This window comes from Micromonospora sp. NPDC005197 (assembly GCF_040608295.1).
Taxonomy (GTDB): Bacteria; Actinomycetota; Actinomycetes; order Mycobacteriales; family Micromonosporaceae; genus Micromonospora.
In genome coordinates this window covers 16,537-32,713 of record NZ_JBEXHY010000019.1, presented here as the reverse complement: position 1 = coordinate 32,713, position 16,177 = coordinate 16,537, and the positions used below count along the sequence as shown (strand labels likewise).

At 70.0% G+C, this 16,177-nt stretch carries 17 protein-coding genes; 7 read left to right on the top strand and 10 right to left on the bottom strand.

Annotated elements, in window-relative coordinates; genetic code table 11:
- Nucleotides 1-36 precede the first annotated feature (36 nt).
- Nucleotides 37-981 carry an acyltransferase domain-containing protein gene (locus ABZU46_RS09975; protein WP_354856081.1) on the top strand — a complete coding sequence of 315 codons (945 nt, stop codon included), beginning with the start codon at nucleotides 37-39 and terminating at the stop codon, nucleotides 979-981.
- Between the two features lie 44 nt (nucleotides 982-1,025).
- Nucleotides 1,026-1,670: a hypothetical protein gene (locus ABZU46_RS09970; RefSeq protein ID WP_354856080.1), complete on the top strand. Its 645-nt coding sequence runs from the start codon at nucleotides 1,026-1,028 to the stop codon at nucleotides 1,668-1,670.
- A 339-nt stretch (nucleotides 1,671-2,009) separates the two neighbouring features.
- Here ABZU46_RS09970 and coaD read toward each other — a convergent pair whose 3' ends face one another.
- The 3 genes from coaD to ABZU46_RS09955 all read right to left on the bottom strand — a co-directional run bounded on the left by coaD (nucleotide 2,010) and on the right by ABZU46_RS09955 (nucleotide 3,279).
- Nucleotides 2,010-2,414 carry a pantetheine-phosphate adenylyltransferase gene (coaD, locus tag ABZU46_RS09965; RefSeq protein WP_354856079.1) on the bottom strand — a complete coding sequence of 135 codons (405 nt, stop codon included), beginning with the start codon at nucleotides 2,412-2,414 and terminating at the stop codon, nucleotides 2,010-2,012.
- Nucleotides 2,415-2,431: 17 nt separating this feature from the next.
- Nucleotides 2,432-2,965, bottom strand: coding sequence for a DUF6817 domain-containing protein (locus tag ABZU46_RS09960; protein WP_354856078.1), 534 nt, complete (start codon nucleotides 2,963-2,965; stop codon nucleotides 2,432-2,434).
- Between the two features lie 86 nt (nucleotides 2,966-3,051).
- Nucleotides 3,052-3,279 (bottom strand): GntR family transcriptional regulator, encoded by a 228-nt coding sequence (locus ABZU46_RS09955; protein ID WP_354856077.1) that lies wholly within the window; start codon nucleotides 3,277-3,279, stop codon nucleotides 3,052-3,054.
- Nucleotides 3,280-3,444: 165 nt separating this feature from the next.
- Here ABZU46_RS09955 and ABZU46_RS09950 point away from each other — a divergent pair, with 165 nt between their 5' ends.
- The gene (locus tag ABZU46_RS09950) at nucleotides 3,445-3,720 is read left to right on the top strand and encodes a hypothetical protein (protein ID WP_354856076.1); all 276 of its coding nucleotides are present in this window, start codon (nucleotides 3,445-3,447) and stop codon (nucleotides 3,718-3,720) included.
- 22 nt (nucleotides 3,721-3,742) lie between these two features.
- Here ABZU46_RS09950 and ABZU46_RS09945 read toward each other — a convergent pair whose 3' ends face one another.
- Nucleotides 3,743-7,207: a ThuA domain-containing protein gene (locus ABZU46_RS09945; protein ID WP_354856075.1), complete on the bottom strand. Its 3,465-nt coding sequence runs from the start codon at nucleotides 7,205-7,207 to the stop codon at nucleotides 3,743-3,745.
- Nucleotides 7,208-7,387: 180 nt separating this feature from the next.
- Here ABZU46_RS09945 and ABZU46_RS09940 point away from each other — a divergent pair, with 180 nt between their 5' ends.
- Nucleotides 7,388-7,555, top strand: a complete 168-nt coding sequence (locus ABZU46_RS09940) for a hypothetical protein (protein ID WP_354856074.1) — start codon at nucleotides 7,388-7,390, stop codon at nucleotides 7,553-7,555.
- A gap of 254 nt (nucleotides 7,556-7,809) precedes the next feature.
- Nucleotides 7,810-8,157: a hypothetical protein gene (locus ABZU46_RS09935; RefSeq protein ID WP_354856073.1), complete on the top strand. Its 348-nt coding sequence runs from the start codon at nucleotides 7,810-7,812 to the stop codon at nucleotides 8,155-8,157.
- 30 nt (nucleotides 8,158-8,187) lie between these two features.
- On the opposite strand, the gene ABZU46_RS09930 is transcribed toward ABZU46_RS09935, so the two are convergent.
- On the bottom strand, nucleotides 8,188-9,114 hold the full coding sequence (locus ABZU46_RS09930) for a maleylpyruvate isomerase N-terminal domain-containing protein (protein WP_354856072.1): 927 nt from the start codon (nucleotides 9,112-9,114) through the stop codon (nucleotides 8,188-8,190).
- Nucleotides 9,115-9,234: 120 nt separating this feature from the next.
- On the opposite strand from ABZU46_RS09930, the gene ABZU46_RS09925 reads away from it, so the two are divergent.
- On the top strand, nucleotides 9,235-9,717 hold the full coding sequence (locus ABZU46_RS09925) for a hypothetical protein (protein WP_354856071.1): 483 nt from the start codon (nucleotides 9,235-9,237) through the stop codon (nucleotides 9,715-9,717).
- A gap of 72 nt (nucleotides 9,718-9,789) precedes the next feature.
- Here ABZU46_RS09925 and ABZU46_RS09920 read toward each other — a convergent pair whose 3' ends face one another.
- From ABZU46_RS09920 to ABZU46_RS09900, 5 genes are all read right to left on the bottom strand, one after another.
- Entirely contained in the window at nucleotides 9,790-10,323 is a 534-nt protein-coding gene (locus ABZU46_RS09920; RefSeq protein ID WP_354856070.1) for a GNAT family N-acetyltransferase, read from the bottom strand.
- Nucleotides 10,324-10,444: 121 nt separating this feature from the next.
- A complete protein-coding gene (locus tag ABZU46_RS09915; protein WP_354856069.1) occupies nucleotides 10,445-11,695 on the bottom strand; it encodes a cellulose binding domain-containing protein in 1,251 nt (416 codons plus the stop codon).
- Nucleotides 11,696-11,887: 192 nt separating this feature from the next.
- Complete coding sequence (locus ABZU46_RS09910; RefSeq protein ID WP_354856068.1) at nucleotides 11,888-13,132, bottom strand: sigma-70 family RNA polymerase sigma factor; 1,245 nt, start codon at nucleotides 13,130-13,132, stop codon at nucleotides 11,888-11,890.
- Entirely contained in the window at nucleotides 13,132-13,518 is a 387-nt protein-coding gene (locus ABZU46_RS09905; protein ID WP_354856067.1) for a YciI family protein, read from the bottom strand. The genes ABZU46_RS09910 and ABZU46_RS09905 overlap by 1 nt, the downstream gene beginning before the upstream one ends.
- A gap of 191 nt (nucleotides 13,519-13,709) precedes the next feature.
- Nucleotides 13,710-14,660 carry a LysR family transcriptional regulator gene (locus ABZU46_RS09900; RefSeq protein ID WP_354856066.1) on the bottom strand — a complete coding sequence of 317 codons (951 nt, stop codon included), beginning with the start codon at nucleotides 14,658-14,660 and terminating at the stop codon, nucleotides 13,710-13,712.
- Between the two features lie 123 nt (nucleotides 14,661-14,783).
- Here ABZU46_RS09900 and ABZU46_RS09895 point away from each other — a divergent pair, with 123 nt between their 5' ends.
- A complete protein-coding gene (locus tag ABZU46_RS09895) occupies nucleotides 14,784-16,031 on the top strand; it encodes an MFS transporter (protein WP_354856065.1) in 1,248 nt (415 codons plus the stop codon).
- Nucleotides 16,032-16,177 lie beyond the last annotated feature (146 nt).

Below are 16,177 nucleotides of genomic sequence, written 5' to 3'. Positions count from 1 at the left end.
CCGTGCGGCAACGTCGACCGGCGGTAGAGTCGCCCGGTGGATGTGGACGACACCGCCGCCCGGCTCGGGGTGCCCGTCGAGGCGGTCGAGCGCGTGCACCGCCTCGCCGGCGACCGGCCGTCGGCTCCGCTGCCCGCCAAGGCCGACGCGCTCGCGATCCTCGACCGGCTCGCGGTCCCCCCGGACGACGCCGCCGAGATCATGGCCGGCTGGCCCGACCTCGACTCGCCACTGTGGACTCCGGAGCTACGCTGGCTCCTCGACCGCTCGATCGCCCTGGTCCGCGCCGATCTCGGCGGCTACGTCTGGCTGCCGCCCGGCCCGGAGCTGCCGCGCGAACGGGGCCCCGCCTGGCGGCATCTCTACGTGTACGCGTACCTCGCCCTCGTCGGTGTCGTCCGGGGGTACCACCGCGACCACGACGTCCCCGAGGCCGTGTCCTGGGCGACCCTCGCCGACCTGGGCCGCAACCTCGCCATCGACCGGCGCATGCGCGGCGAGGGGTGGCCGGTCATGCAGAGCTGGTTGACGCTGCACGTGCGTGGCGCCGTATACGAGCTGGGCCGGTTGCAGCACCACCGCGGCGACGGCGCCATCGGCCTGCACATCCCCGACTCGGGGCCGCTGACCCCGCAAGCGGTCTCGGCGTCGCTCGACGAGGCCCGCGCCTTCTTCCCGCGCCACTTTCCCGACGAGCACTACACGGCGTTCTCCTGCGGCTCGTGGCTGCTCGACCCGCAGTTGCGGGAATACCTCCCCGAGGAATCCAACATCATCCGCTTCCAGCGACGGTTCGAGCTGGAGCCCTACGAGGAGCCCGAGGGGCTGGACGCCGACGTCGAGGTGCTGCGGTTCGTGTTCCGTACCCTGAGCACGCCGCTCGACCAACTGCCGCGCCGCACCGTTCTGCAACGGGCGATCGTCGACCACCTGACGGCCGGCCGCCACTGGCAGTGGCGGCAGGGCCGCTTCGCGATCTGACCGGGCCCATAGGCACAGCGGCGTTTCGTACCTACCCTGTTCCGGTGCTAGCCGCCGAAGTTCCGAAGATCACGGACTGGATGCAGGCCTGGGGGAGCCTGGCCGGGCTGGTCATGTCGACCTTCGCCGTCATCTTCACCGGTCTGCTGTTCCGTCACGAGACCCGGGTCCGTCGAGAGGAACAGGAGAGCCGCGAGGGGGCTCAGGCCCGCCTGGTCATTCCCGTGCTGACCCTCGAGGGCGACGACAGTACGGGCGTCAGGGTCTACGACTCGACGAACCCGGCGACGGTGACGCTCGTCAACCACAGTTCCGCCCCGATCTTCGACGTCCATGTCGACGTCGCCTGGGAGGAGACCCACCGCTGGCCAGGCCGTCGGCGGGAAGCGGTGGGCATGGTGACGGCACGCGGGGGGCGGCGCTTCGCCGTCGTGGAGAAGTCCGAGACCGTGAGCTTCGAGCTGACCGGTCACGCGGCACACGTCGGGCGGGCGAGGATCCGGTTCACGGACGCGGCCGGGCTGGTCTGGGAGCGGTCGGGCCTGCAGGCCCCCGTCCGTTACACCCCACCGGAAAGCCCTATGGCCAGGGCGTTCCGGCTGCTGCCGTGGGTGCTTCTGGTGATCTACGTGGTGCTGCCCGCGATCGTCATCGCCGGTGTCATCGCCGTGGTGCGGTTTTGGCCATAGCGGGTGGGCCTTCGGACCACACCACCAAGCCGGTCAAGCCCGGTCCCGCCACCGGCGCGGGCACCGTGATCGGCGTCCTGGACACCGGCATCTGGCCGGAGAGCGCCTCGTTCGCCAAGAAGATGCCCGTGCCCCCGACCTGGCACGGCACGTGCCAGACCGGCGTGGCCTTCGTGGCCGAGCACTTCAACGGCAGGATCAGCCCGAGCACCGGTGGCGCTCGGGGCCTCTACCCGAGCAGTTCCCTACGACGAGCCGGCGGAAACGATCAGCGCCGCCGGGGCCGCCTCGAACGGGCGGGCCCGCGAAGATCACGTGCCGCACACCCGCCAGGGCACGTCAGCGCCCCAGCGTGCGCACCGCGGTAGACGACATGGCGGCCAGTTCGGGCTGCGCGGGCAGGAACACCGTGGGAACACCCAGCGACTGGTTCATCGCGGCGAGTTGGTGCTCGTATCGAAAATCGGTGGTGTTGCGCACGCCTCGGACGATCACTCCCACGTCGTGGCGGCGGCAGTAGGTGGAGGTCAACCCGTTCCAGGCCACAACGGTGACGGACGTCCACTCGACCGGCAGGATGGCCCGTACAGCGCCCGCCCGCCGCACTTCGTCGGTGCCCGGACGCTTGCTGCTGTTGACCGCGACGAGCACGACCACTTCGTCGAAGAGCTCGCGTGCCCGGTTCACCACGCTCACATGCCCGGGGGTGAAGGGATCGAAGGTGCCGGGGTAGACGGCTCGCACGCGTACGCGTCCGGGTGTCACGCCCCCAGGACCCGCTGCGCATCGTGGATGACCGGTGCGGAGGCCGCCGGGGCCCAGGAGGCGAACAGTGCCCGGAAGTAGGCGCCGTGCCGCTCGGCCACCGCGCGATCGTGCTCGATGACGTCCAGTTCGTTGACGATGCTCAGGTCGATGAGCGACCGACGTCGAGCCCCACTCGTCGTTATCACCTGACCCACGAATCGGTCGAACACCTGGCCGGTCGCGGCCAGCTCCCGCCAACTGCGTTCCCGATCGCAGGCGCCGTACAGATAGACAAGCTCCTCGCCGTCGGCGCCGATCAGATCCCGCAGGACCGCACGATCGGCCCGATCGAGCAGGGTGAGGTCGAACCCGTCGGTGCCGTAGACGGCGTGGGTGAGGCCTGCGGCCTGTACGTCGCTGTCGCAGCCGAGCGCGGCGAGTCGATCGCTGACGCGACACAGGTGGGCGTACAGATTGCCCCCGGGATGCGCGATCTGCTCAGCGCCCCGGTCGGGGAGCCAGACCCGCGCGGCGGTGTCGGTGCTCATGGCCCGACTGTAGGTATCGGCTGCCGGACCCGCTGCCCCCGGGTGTGGGCAATATGTCACAGCACCGTGGCTGCGTTGCGGTTCGCTCAGGTGGGTTTCGCCGATACGAAGATCCCTCTACCGGCCCTGCCGATCAGTTCACCACTCTCGATCATGGTGTCGATGGCCCGCCTGACGGTCATGTGCGAGGTGTCGTACTCGTCCGCCAACAGACGCACAGAAGGCAGCTTGGATCCAGCGGGATAGATCCCTGCCTTGATCTTGGCTCTCAGATCATCCCGGATCTGTCGCCACAGCGGCTGCTCGTACGGCACCGGGTCAGCAAAACACCGAGATTGCGCAAGGTGTCTGGCTACCCCTTTCTATATTTACAGGCTTTACAGGAATGACAGGTTGACGTTCGGAACGGCGGTCGAGGCCAGGAGGACGACATGGCAGGTCATCAAGATGCGGAGTTGCGGCTGACTCGCAGACCGTCGATGCAGGAGATTCCAACGGTTGTTGTGGCGGAGGTGCCGCAGGTCTTCATCCTCATCCGCGGCGAGGTGACCGTCGGGTACCTGTTCGACCTGCCATCCGGAGCAGTGGCCATTCTGGATCGCTCCGGGGAGATCCTCCGATCGGACTCTCTGGAGGACTTCGCCAGATTCTTCGGTCGCCGACTGGAGTTGAGCATCGCGAAAGTCCGGCAAGACGACCTCCAGCCGGCGGTTGGAGGCCCTGACGCTGTCGACGGTGGCGGGCGGGCGGGATGACCCCCCCGCCACCGGCTCGTGGTCAGGTGACCGTGACGGTCAGGTTGAGCGAGCGGGTCTCGCCACTGGTGTAGGTGACCGTCACCCGGGCGGTGAAGGTCCCCTTGCGCGTGTAGCTGTGACTCGTCGACCGCAGGGTCGCGCCGTGCGTGACGGCGCTGTTGTCGCCGAAGTCCCAGGCGTAGTCGGTGATGCTCTGCCCCGACGGTGCCGTCGCGGTGGCGGTCAGCGTGGTGGTCAGCGGCGCGGTGCCGCTGGCCGGGTTGGCCGCGAGCGACAGCGTCCCGCCCGGTTCCTGCTTGACGCCGGCCCCGTTGAACCGCAGCCAGTCGAGTGAGAGCAGGTCCGGTGTGCCGCCGACCTGTGCGGCGTTGACGAACTTCACGTACAGGACTGTGGTGCCGGTGGGTTTGTTGGTCAGCGTGACGGTGGGCGAGACCAGGTTGTCCCACCCGCCGGTCGAGCCGATGGTGGCCGAGCCGATCAGGGTGCCGGTGGGGGAGCCGGTGCGCAGCTCGATGACGCCGCCGAGCCCGCCGTTGGTCACCCCGAGCGTCACCGAGCCGATGTTGCGCAGGTCCACCGGCCCGTACGCCGCCCAGTCGTTGTGGTCGACGTCGCCGAGCCGCTTGCCGGCGCGGGCGGTGGTCCGGTCGTTAACGGTGAGGCCGGACTGGCCGCTGAAGTGCTCGGCCTCCTTGCTCTTGGGTTGCAGCTGCGCCCGGGTCGAGCCGGTCAGCGCCGGTACGCCGCCGGCCGCGCCGCCGTCGGTGTACTGCGCGGTGACGACGGTGTAGAGGTTCTGCCCCGGCCCGTGGCCGTCACCGGCGTCCGCCTCGGTCGCGAGCAGTCCCGAGCAGCCGGTGTAGACGTCCAGCGGGTGGGCGTGCGTGTCGTGGCCGAGTTGGGTCTGGACGGTCACCTTGGCGCAGTCGATGGTGGTGTCCTCCGGGTCGGTGACAATCACCGTGTAGGGGATCTTGTCGCCGAAGTCGAAGAACCCGCCGTCGGGCACGGTGATGGTCACCGTGGGTCGGGTGTTGCCGACCACCACGTCGGTGACGGCGCTGGCGGTCAACCCGTTGCCGCTGTTGCGCACGGTCAGCCGGGCGGTGAACTTCCCGGCCGTCGAGTAGGTGAAGCTCGGGTTGGCGGCGGTGGAGTCGGTGGTGCCGTCGTTGGAGAAGTCCCAGGCGTAGCTGAGCGCCGAGCCGTCACCGGCCGCCGTACCGGCCGAGGAGAAGCTGACCGCGAGCGGCGCGCGTCCGCTGTCCGGGGTGGCGGCGATCTTCGCGGTCGGCGGTCGGCCGTTGGCCACGTAGTCGATCCGGTAGATGCCGGCGCCGGCGTTGCTGCCGCCACGACCGCTGCCGGTGCCCTCGCCGAAGTCGATGACGTAGAGCGAGCCGTCCGGGCCGAACTCCGCCTCGAAGGGCTGGATCCAGCTCATGTTGTCGAAGATTCCGTTGATCGACTGGAGGTCGCCGACCGCGGTGGGACCGAAGCGCGAGTTGGTGAAGGTCTGCGCGGTCCGGTGGATCGAGAGCGTCTTGAACCACTTGCGGGTGAACTCGTACGTGATCCACTTGCCGTCGAAGTACTCCGGGAACTTCGTGGTGCGGGTGTTGGCCGGGTCGTAGTCGTAGACCGGCCCGCTCATCGGGCCGCCGCCCCCGGTGCCCACCTCCGGGAACTGGCTGGAGGCGGAGTACGCGTACCAGACCAGCGCCGACTTCGCCGCCGGCAGGGTGGTCAGGCCGGTGTTGTTGGGGGAGTTGTTCGTCAGCGCCGCGCAGGTGAACTTCGCCCCGGAGGTGCTGGTGGCGAAGTTGTAGTCGTTGAACGGGATGTTGTTGCCGACGCAGTACGGCCAGCCGTAGTTGCCGGCGGCGGTGATGCGGTTGAACTCGACAGTCCCCTCCGGACCTCGGTTGGGGTCGGCGGCGCGGGCGTCCGGGCCGTAGTCACCGACCAGCACCGCGTTCGTCTGCGGCTCGATGGTGATCCGGAACGGGTTGCGCATACCCATCGCGTAGATCTCCGGCCGGGTCTTCGCCGTGCCGGCCGGGAAGAGGTTGCCGCTCGGCACGGTGTACGTACCGTCGGCCTGCGGGGTGATCCGCAGGATCTTGCCGCGCAGGTCGTTGGTGTTGCCGGCGGTGCCCTGCGCGTCCCAGGCGGCCCGGCCGGCCTGCTCGTCGATGGGGGTGTAACCGCTGGAGGCGAACGGGTCGGTGTTGTCGCCGATCGCTGCGTACAGGCGACCGGCCGCGTCCATGGCCAGCGAGCCGCCCATGTGCGAGTTGGCCCGGCCCACGCCGCGGTACGTCGGAACGGTCAGCAGCCGCTTCTCCGAGGACAGCGCGACGCTGTTGTTCGCCACCGTGAACCGGGACAGGTTGAGCTGTTTGAGGGTCTTGTCGGACCAGAGCAGGTAGACCCAGCCGTTGCTGGCGAAGTTGCGGTCCAGGGTCATCCCGAGCAGCCCGTCGGACTGGTCGGTCATCGCCGAGGTGTAGGCGAAGTCCAGCAGCGTGGTGACCTGGAGCGTGTTCGAGTCGACCACCTTCAGCGCGCCGGTGCGCTGGATGTAGTAGACCTTCCGGTCCGGGGCGACGGCCAGCTCGAAGGGGTCGGCGAGGTTCTCGGTGACCAGGCCCACCCGCTCGAAGTTTCCGGTCCTGGTGGCGGAGCAGTCGCCGGCGACCGCGCCGGCGGCCCACTCGATGCCGTAGCGCAGATGCTCCAGGAACGCCGGCTCGCTGAACCGGGAGCTGGCGTGCCCGCCGGCGGTGAACCACGACCGGCCGCCGTCGTAGCGCTGACACCAGGAGTACGCGTGGTCGACGCCCTCGTCCAGACCGCTGATCCCGTCGCGCACCTTGATCTGCGCGAGGGTGTGCACGTTGCCGGTCGGGTTGGTCCGCCAGTTGTACCACTCCTCGCTCTGCTCCCACAGCTCCGGCAGGTTGCGGGTGGAGGGGTGGGCGCGGTCGAGGACCTTGACCCGGCCCGGGTACGTGCCGCCGGTGGCCGAGAAGTCGGGGTGGTAGTCGAAGATGGTGCCGACCAGGCCCTCGTACCACGGCCAGTCGCGTTCGCTGGCCGAGGCGGCGTGCAGGCCGGCCCAGCCGCCGCCGTTGCGGATGAACGTCTGCAACGCCGCGCGCTGGCTGGCGTTGAGCAGGTCACCCGAGGCGGGGGTGGAGTTGGTGTTGTTGAAGACCAGGGCGTCGAAGGTGGCGAGGTTGGCGTCGGTGAAGGCGCCCGCGTCGGTGGTGGCGACGACCTCGAAGTTGTGAGTGGCGCCGAGCTGCTGGATCGCGGCGACGCCGGCCGGGATCGAGTCGTGGTAGAAGTTGGTGATCTTCGAGAAGACCAGCACCCGGAAGCGCGGGGCGGCCTCGGCGGGCAGGGCGGTGGTGGTGCTCAGCACGGTGGCGACGGTGAGCAGGGCGAGGCAGATCGCGCGCAGGTGTTTGGGCATGGGGGCGCTCCCTGTCGGACGGTGAGGGTCGGAAAGCGCTTTCTTGCTGCCCGCATCACGGTACTGACAGCCAGTGACGACCGTCAATAGCCTCGGGTAAGCGGTTTCCTGACGCGGCAGCGGGACACCGCGCCCGCGCGGCGGCGCTTACGATGTCCCCTGGACACGCTCCGTGACATCGTGAATGCGGCGCTCGGCAGCGTCGTCGCCACCGGCGCGGCGTTCGAGCAGATCGTCATCGCCGTGTTCCGGGTCCGGGACGGTCAGATCCTGTCGTACCGCGACTACATCAACCCGCTCCCGCTGCTCGACGCGTTGGTCAGCATCACCGGCGGCACTCACGCGTAGGCCGCCGGCCGCCGACCTGCGTCACCGAGAGGCGGGCCACAGGTGCCCCTCGGGCAGCGACCTTCCTTGGCCGACGTCGAGCTGGCCGGGCGGGACCTGAGGGTTTCTCTTTGACGTGATCAAGCGCGTGTGTCTGCCGCGATCCGTGTCGAAAGGCGTCCCGGATGGACTGAGACATTGATGCGTGTCACTCTGACTCTGGACCGAGTCAGCTTTCGGTCCGCTCTTTCAACGCCGTTCCGGGAAGGACGCTCATGCGCACATTCGCCCACCGGACCGCGGCGGGTTTCGCCGCCGTCCTGATCGCCGCGCTGGCCGTGACGCTGCCGGGGTCGCCCGCGGTGGCCGGCGAACCGTTTCAGAGCCCGGACCAGGGCCTGGTCTTCTACTCGAGCTACCCGACCGAAGTGGCCGGCAGGCTGGCCACACCCGACGGCATCTGCCACCAGGTCCCGGCCGACGCGGCCTGGATGCTCACCTGGAGCGGTGGCTTCGGTTCGGTGCCCGGCTACCGGACCCCCGACTGCAGCGGTCCGGCAACCGAGCTCAACAACTTCCACAGCTGGCCGGAGGGCCGCTACCTCACCTACCGGGCCAGCTGACAGCTGGCCGGCCGTCGCGGCGTACGACGATCACCGGTCGCCAGCGCTGCCGTTCGGCCTGTCGCTCCGTCGTCGATCGGCGCTCTCCGTTCCCGTCGGCGCGAGCCGACCGTTGGGCATGTGGACGACCCGGAGGAACGCGGGCAGCCGCCACGGCCGTGGCCCGCCGATGACGACGTCGCGCCGCAGCATCGCCTGCGCGATGCTGATCCGGCCGAACATCATCAGGTTGAACCGGGCGGGCTGGAACCTCACGCGCACGTCGAACGGGGCGTCGGGCGGTGCGATCCACACCCTGCGGTCGCCCAGCGTCAGCGTCGTGGTCGGCGTGAACGCCGATCGGAACTGCACCGACACGTGGTGGCGAGGCATCGGCAGCTCGGTGTTGAGCAGCACCCCGTACGAGTCGCGCAGCATGTCGAACATGAACAGGTCCCAGTAGAGCGCGGCGTGTTCGTCCGGTATCGGCCACGGTCGGCGCAGCGCCCGCGCGATGTCCCAGCCGTGCACGAGCAGCTCGTTGGTCAGATGGGCGAACAGGCCGCCGGCGGTCACCCGCGCGTTGCCCAGCCAACTCACCGTCGACCGCGGATCCGCGGTCGTGACCAGGAGGCGGGCGACCGCGGTGTTCAACTGCGGCAGCAGGACTTCCGGCTCCCGCTCGGTGAAGTGGGCGAGCACGTGGCTGTTGACGTCGGCCACCGTGTCGACGTTCGTGACGGCGAGCATGTCCTCCAGGCCCGGCACCCGGATGGTGACCTCGGTGCCCTCCAGTCTGGCCACGTACAGCACCGCGATCGACACCACGTGCGCGACGGTGTCGGCGAGGGTCCAGTCGTCGGTGACCAGGACCGTGGGCGAGGGCGCGGCGGCCACCATCTCGGTGAACCGGTCGGCAGCCGCCCGCAGGGCCGTGTTCGCCACATTCCAGCGGTCCGGGCCTGCCGTTTCACTCACGTCCAGCAGTATCGGGCATTCGCTCACACCGGACTTCTCCGAACGTGCGCTCATTCGCCAGTTCCGGGCCGCCGTCACGAGCTACCTCACCCGCTTCGGTGGTGTGGCTATCGTTCTGACATGCTTCGCGACTCATCCCGCGCCGTCGGTGCCGCCTTCCTCGCGGACGGCCCGGCCGATGGCGTCGACCTCAGCCTGTTCGGACAGTTCACGGGCTCCTGGGCACTGGACTGCACCGAGTACGACCCAGATGGGTCCTCGTCCGTCCGCCGGGGCGAGTGGCACTTCGGGTACGCGTTGGGCGGTCGGGCGACCACCGATGTCTGGATCCTGCCCGGCGTCGAACACGGCGTCAGCGTGCGTTTCCCCGATTCCACGGCGGGTCCGGGAATCTGGCGCTCGACGTGGGTGGGGCCGGGCCGGCATCGGACGCACACCTTCCGGGCCGCCCGCGTCGGCGAGCAGATCGTGCTCGACGGCGGTGATTTGCGGTGGACCTTCTCCGACATCGGCGCCGACGAGTTCCGCTGGCGCAACGAGGCACAGCAGCCCGACGGAACGTGGCGAGTTCAGCAGACCTTCCAGGTGTGGCGACAGGTCTGACCGTTGCCGCGACCGGCCACGCTCCGCCGATGACCCGCCGGGGAGCAGCTCCCGCCGGCCGCGACGATCCTGTCAGCCGGAGGTGGTGAAGGTGATAAAGGTGTCGGGGGGCCGCGTTTCGGCAGTCGCACCGTCGTGGACCTCCCACGCGTCCCCGACGACCTGTTCTGCCACCCGCGACCAGAACGCTTCGACACCGGTGTTGTAACGCTGGAAGCCGATACTCCACCTTCCGGGGCACAGTGCGATGACCTGAACGGCAGCGGTACGGCCGACGCCTGTGCGACGCAGCGCGCGGACGACGAAGAAACTGGTGACGGACCTGCCGCCGTCCTCGGTCGGCGTGGTCATCACGAACCCTGCCGTACGGCCGGCCGCGGTAATCAACCATGCCCGGCGCTGGGGGTCGACGCCGGCGAGAAACCGGTCGAGTGGCCGGTCGTTGAACGTGCCATCGTCGTTGGGGACGTGACCGTACGCCTCTGACAGGTCATGGCGATACAACTGACCCAGATTGCCGAGCACCGCCCGGTGCGACCGGTCGACCGGTATCAGCGCGACGGGGTTCGAGGGCGGGCGAGGCGGCATCGCAGCTTCCCAGGGCACCGCGGCAGTCTTGCATGCCGATCGGTGCGCTCTGACCGGGTGCGCACGGCCAGCAGTGGAAGGGCGCACAACGGCTCTGCGGGCCGGCGCCCCCGGCGCCGACCCGCAGAGCTGGCCTACGTCAGCTTCCGGTGCAGGTGGCGGTGGTGCCGCTGCCGTTGCCGGTGCCCTGGAACCCAAAACTGGTGGTCTGACCTGCCGCCAGTCGTCCGTTGTAGCTCTGGTTGGCGACGGTGATGGTGCCGCTGGTACCGCTGGCGACGCCGTTCCACACCGAGCTGACCGAAGCTCCGCTCGGCAGGGTGAGGGTGACCCGCCAGCCGGTGAGCGCGGACGTCCCCGCGGTGACGGTCACGGTGGCGACGAATCCGCCGTTCCACTGGTCCTGGACTGAGTAGACGGCGGTGCAGGCCGGGGTGCCGGTGGGCGGCGGCGTGGTCGGCGGAGGTGTGCTGGGCGGAGGTGTGCTGGGCGGGGGCGTCGTGGGCGGAGGTGTCGTGGGTGGCGGCGTGGTGGGCGGCGTGCCGCCGTCGAGCGTCAGGTTCTTCTGCTGGACGGTCCACTGGCTGCGGCACAGGCCGCAGTCGGGGCCGACGAAGTTGGCGCCTGCGGTGGTGTCACCCTTGAGGCGCCACTTGAGGTAGAGCACCGCGACGCGGCCGAACTCGCCGCCGTTGGCCTGGTCGTAGGTGCCGCCGTGACCGACGTTGAGATTGCCCATGAAGGCGGGCAGCCCGGTCGGCAGCTTGCCCCAGTCGTCCATGGCGTTGGGGTAGGCGATGTCGCTGGGCCCGCCGATGAAGTAGGCGATCGGCTTGGTCAGCCTCCTGAGCTGGTAGTCGTCGGCGTCGTTCAGCAGGCCGCTGCTGAAGATCCCGGTCGTGGTGACGCGCGGGTCGGCCGAGACGGCGTACGCCTCCAGCCCTCCGCAGGAGAAGCCCGCGACGGCGACCTTGGTGGTGTCGAGCTTGTTGAAGTATTTGCTGCCCTGCCGGGAGTTCTCCGCCACTGCCCAGTCGATGGACTGGGTGAGCATCTGGGAGGTGGTGGAGCCGGACCCGTTCGGGGCTCCGTTGGCGATGGCGAGGAAACCGTGGGAGGCGATCTCGCGCAGGAAGTTGCCCTGGGAGAGGCCGTTGGCCGAGCACCCGCCGTTGCCCCAGACGAAGATGGGGAGGCGTTCGGACGGGAGGGTCTGGGGCCGGAAGATGGTGTGGTTGGCCAGGCTGGCCGACGTCTCGTAGTCGGCGGGATAGGGCCCGGAACCGCCGACGGCGGCATCGGCCGGTGTCGCGCCGAGCATCATGATCACCGAGGCAACCGGGACGATGACGGTCACCAGCCCCGCGTAGATCTTCGATCTCCTTCTCATGCACCCCTCCAACGGATGTCACGGTGGGCTCCCGGCGGCGGCGGTGGCGGCTGTTCGTTCACGCTGCGACCGCAGCGGTCAGCGCAGGCCACGGGCCAGGTCGAGGCGAACGCGTCGACCACCCGGCGGGGTCCCCACAGGCGATCCGATGGGAGCGGTATGCAGTTACTATCACTGCCGTAACGAAAAGTGTCAATCTATGGTCGGTCCCGGGCTCGCTGACTCCGACGCCTTGCGCAGCAGCACCGAGCGTTCACGCTGGTTGGCGCACAGCCGGGCGGCCAGCTCCAGCTCGGCGCGCGCTTCCGCTCGCCGTCCGAGCCGGGCCAGCAGCTCCCCGCGTACGGTCGGGACCAGGTGCGATCCGGGGAGCCGGTTCGCGGCGATCAGCTCGTCCACGATGGCCAGGGCGTGCGCCGGGCCCGAGGCCATGGCCACGGCGACGGCCCGGTTGAGGTCGACCACCGGTGAGGGGGCGACCCGGCCGAGCGCTTCGTAGAGCACGACGATCCGCTCCCAGTCGGTCGCCTCGACGGAGGGCGCCGACGCGTGGGTGGCGGCGATCGCGGCCTGCAGGCCGTAGGGGCCGAGCCCGCGAGCCGACGCCCTGGCCAGCGCGGTCAGCCCGCGACGGATCGCGGACACGTCCCACCGCCGTCGGTCCTGGTCCTCCAGCAGGACCGGCGAGCCGTCCGGGCCGGTCCGGGCCGGAAAGCGTGCGGCCGTCAGCTCGCACAACGCGAGAAGGCCGTGCACCTCCGGCTCGTCCGGTTGCAGCGCGGCCAGCGTACGGGCCAGCCGGATCGCCTCGTACGCGACGTCGGGGCGCAGCAACCGGTCGCCCGACGTGGCCGTCGACCCCTCGGTGAAGATCACGTACAGGACGCTGAGCACGCCGCCGAGCCGTTCCCGGCGCTCGGCGGCCGGCGGCAGCTCGAACGGCACCCGGGCCGCCGCGATCGTCTTCTTGGCGCGGGTGATGCGGGCCTGCACGGTCGGCACGGACACGAGGAACGCGCGGGCGATCTCCTCGCTGGACAGGCCGCCAACCACGCGCAGGGTCAGCGCCACCCGGGCCTCGTGGGAGAGCACCGGGTGGCAGCTGACGAACATCAGCGCCAGCACGTCATCGTCGATCCGGTCAGGGTCGATGTCCTCGTCAACGAGGCAGGCCGCCGCGTCGACCGCCAGCAGGGCGTACCGCTGCTGGAGCGCGCTTCGGCGGCGGATCGCGTCGATGGCCCGCCGTCGGGCCGTGGCCATCAGCCAACCGGCCGGATTGACCGGGGCGGCACGCCGCCATGACACCAGCGCCTCGGCCACCGCCTCCTGGGCGGCGTCCTCGGCCAGCTCGAAATCGCCCGTGAACCGGGTCAGCGCGGCGACGATCCGCGCCGACTCGATCCGCCAGACGGCCTCGACGTCGGCCGTACCCATCAGAGGTGGCCGTTGCTCGCGCTGTCCGCCGGGACCTCGTCGGCCTCGGCCACCCGCCGGACCTCGATCTTGGAGCCGCGGACCGCGGGGAACCTCCTGGCCCACTGCACCGCCTCCTCCTTCGAGGCGACATCGAGCAGGAAGTAGCCCCCGAACAGTTCCTTGGTCTCGCCGTACGGCCCGTCCGTGACCACCGGGGCCTCGCCGCCGAAGTCGACCACGACGCCCTGGGCCGGATCGTCCAGCCCCTCGGCCGCGAGGAGGACACCGGCCTTGACCATCTCCTCGATGAACGTGCGGGTCGCGACCATCGCCTCGTCGATCGAGGCCATCATGGCGGCGTTCGACTCGTCGGTGCCTCGCATGATCAGCATGTACGTCGACAACTTGTTCTCCTCGTCCGGCGGGGCCGCCCCTCGGCCCTCACTCCACACGTCGAACGAACGGCCGGTGGATCGACGCGGCCCCCAAAAGAAACCCTCGTCGCAGTCCGGTCGCCCTCGACATCCGTTCATCCTGCTCGGGCGCGACCGCGGCGAGTGCGGTCGGCCGGCGGGGTGCTGCGGGCTCGCGGCCATCAGCTTCCGGGAATGCCGCCCGGTTTCGCTGCCCAGGACGGGCGCCACGTCGTCGCCGGCAGTGGTGCCAGGCTCGCGACGTGGTCGATGACCGCCTGGAGCCCCGGGTGCGGGTTCACTTGCGGCAGGATGAGCGAGAGCGGGTACGCGAGCGTCGGGCGCGCGATCGGGATGCGGCGCAGGTCGTGGTTCGTCGGCCAGAGGTACCGGTCGCGCGCGCCGACGAGTGTCGCCACGTCGGCGGAGTCCGCGAGGATGTCGAGCAGCACCTCGTTGCCGAAGTTCGGGCCGGCGGCGTCGATGCGCAGGTCGAAGTCGGTGGCGAGCTGGTCGTAGAAGTCCGACCATTCGCTTCCCGGCGCGATGCCGGGGACCCAGATCCGGTGCCCGCGCAGCTGGGCCGGTGTCAGTGTGCGCGCGGAGGCGAGCGGGTGCCGCGGGCCGACGAGCAGTTCCAGGGGTGAGTCGAACGCGTGGATCATCCGCACGTCGCGCGGCAGCGTGGCCGGGTCGGTGACCGAGCGGAACGAGGCGTCGATGTCGCCCGCCTGGACGGCGGCGACCGCCGCGCGCGGGTCGTTGACCCGCAGGGTCACCACGTCGAGCTTGGTTTCCGGATGTGACCGCCAGTAGTCGTGCAGGACGACGGCCTGCGCGGACCGCAGGCCGAGAACGTCGATCCGCAGGGCCCGCGAGCCCGGTCTGATCGCGGTGAGGGCGCGGTCCACCCCGGCCACGATGCCCCGGGCGTGCGGGAGGAATGCCTGGCCGTCGAGCGTCAGCTCGACCCCTCGGGGAGTACGGGTGAACAGCCGGACGTCGAGGGCGCGTTCAAGGGCCGCGATCCGCTTCGACACGGCCTGCTGCGTCACGCCCAGCTCCTCGGCCGCGTGCTGCAGCTGCCCGAACTCCGCCGCCCGGACGAACGATCGCACTGCCTCGGTATCCACCGGGCCATCATCCACCCGTACAACCGTTGGTTGTGACACGCCCGGACGTTGGTTGTTTGCGCCGACGTCGGCGGCGCTGGTGTGCTGCCCGGACCCGAACGTCGGTTGTCACGAGGGGGGCGGATGGGCGCGCGGTTGGGGTCCAGTTTCGGTTGGCTGTGGTCGGCGTACGCGGTCAGCACGTACGGCACGTGGATCGCCTTCGGCGCGTTCCCGCTGATCGCGGTTCGCGTCCTGCACTCGCCGGCGTTCGCCGTGTCGATCCTGGCGGCGGCCGGACCGGCCGTCGCGGCGGTCGTGGCGTTCTCGCTCGGGCCGTGGGTCGAGCGCCGGGCGAAGCGTCCGGTGCTGGTCGCCATGGACCTGCTCCGGTTCGTGGCCATGGCGAGTGTCCCGCTCGCGTACGCCTACGGTCTGCTGTCCTACGGCCAGTTGCTGGTCGTCTCGGTCCTCTCCGGGACCGCGAGCATCGCCTTCGCCGCCGCGTCCGGCGCGTACCTCAAGTATCTCGTCCAGGGCGATCACCTGCTGGTGGCGAACGGTCGGTTCGAGGCCACGAGCTGGGCGGCGACGGCGGTGGGCCCGCCCCTCGGTGGCGCGCTCGTCGGGCTGCTCGGCCCGGTCGTCAGTGTCGCGGCCGACGCCCTCAGCTACCTGCTGTCGGCGCTCGCGGTCCTGCGCATTCGCGGCGGCGACGTCGCGTCGCCCCAGGACCGTGCCGGCCGGCTGCGCGGCGCCGATCTTCTGGTCGGCTGGCGGTTCATCCTGCACGACCGTGCCCTGCGAGGGCTGTTCCTCAACTCCATCCTGGTCGGCGGCCTCATCATGGCCACCGCCCCGCTCCTGGCTGTCCTCCTGCTGGGCGAGTACCACCTCCCGGCCTGGCAGTACGGCCTCGCCTTCGGCGTCCCGGCGCTCGGCGGCCTGGTGGGCGCCCGCCTGTCCGCGCGCCTCGTGGCCCGCCACGGCCGGCACCGCGTCATGATCGTGTCCGGGTGGCTGCGCTCGGTCTTCCCACTCGGTCTCGCGTTCGTCCAGCCGGGCATCCCCGGACTGGTCACCGTGATCGTCGTCGAGGGCCTGCTGATCACCTGCATGGGCGTCTTCAACCCGATCTACGCGACCGAACGACTGCACCGCACCCCGCTCGGCCACACCGCCCGCGTCCTCAGCACGTGGAGTGCCGTCAGCAGACTCGTCCAGGCGGCCCTGGTGGTGATCTGGGGCGTCCTCGCGACCCTCACCAGCCCTCTCGCGGCGATCACCATCTCCGGCGTTCTCCTGCTCGCCACCCCGCTCCTGCTGCCCAGGCGGACACCGTCGGTGGCCACCGAGCCCGCCGCGTCCGGGAGAGACGTTCAGGTCGGATGAACGGGTGGCGCACCCTCCGTGTCCGCCACCTTTATATTCTCGGTCATCGATGTTAACGTTCACTTAACGTCGTCGTCTGCCGGTCGACATCATCTTCGGCAGCGGCCCGGTGGGATCGGAGAACGCTTATGACCACGTCCGGCAGG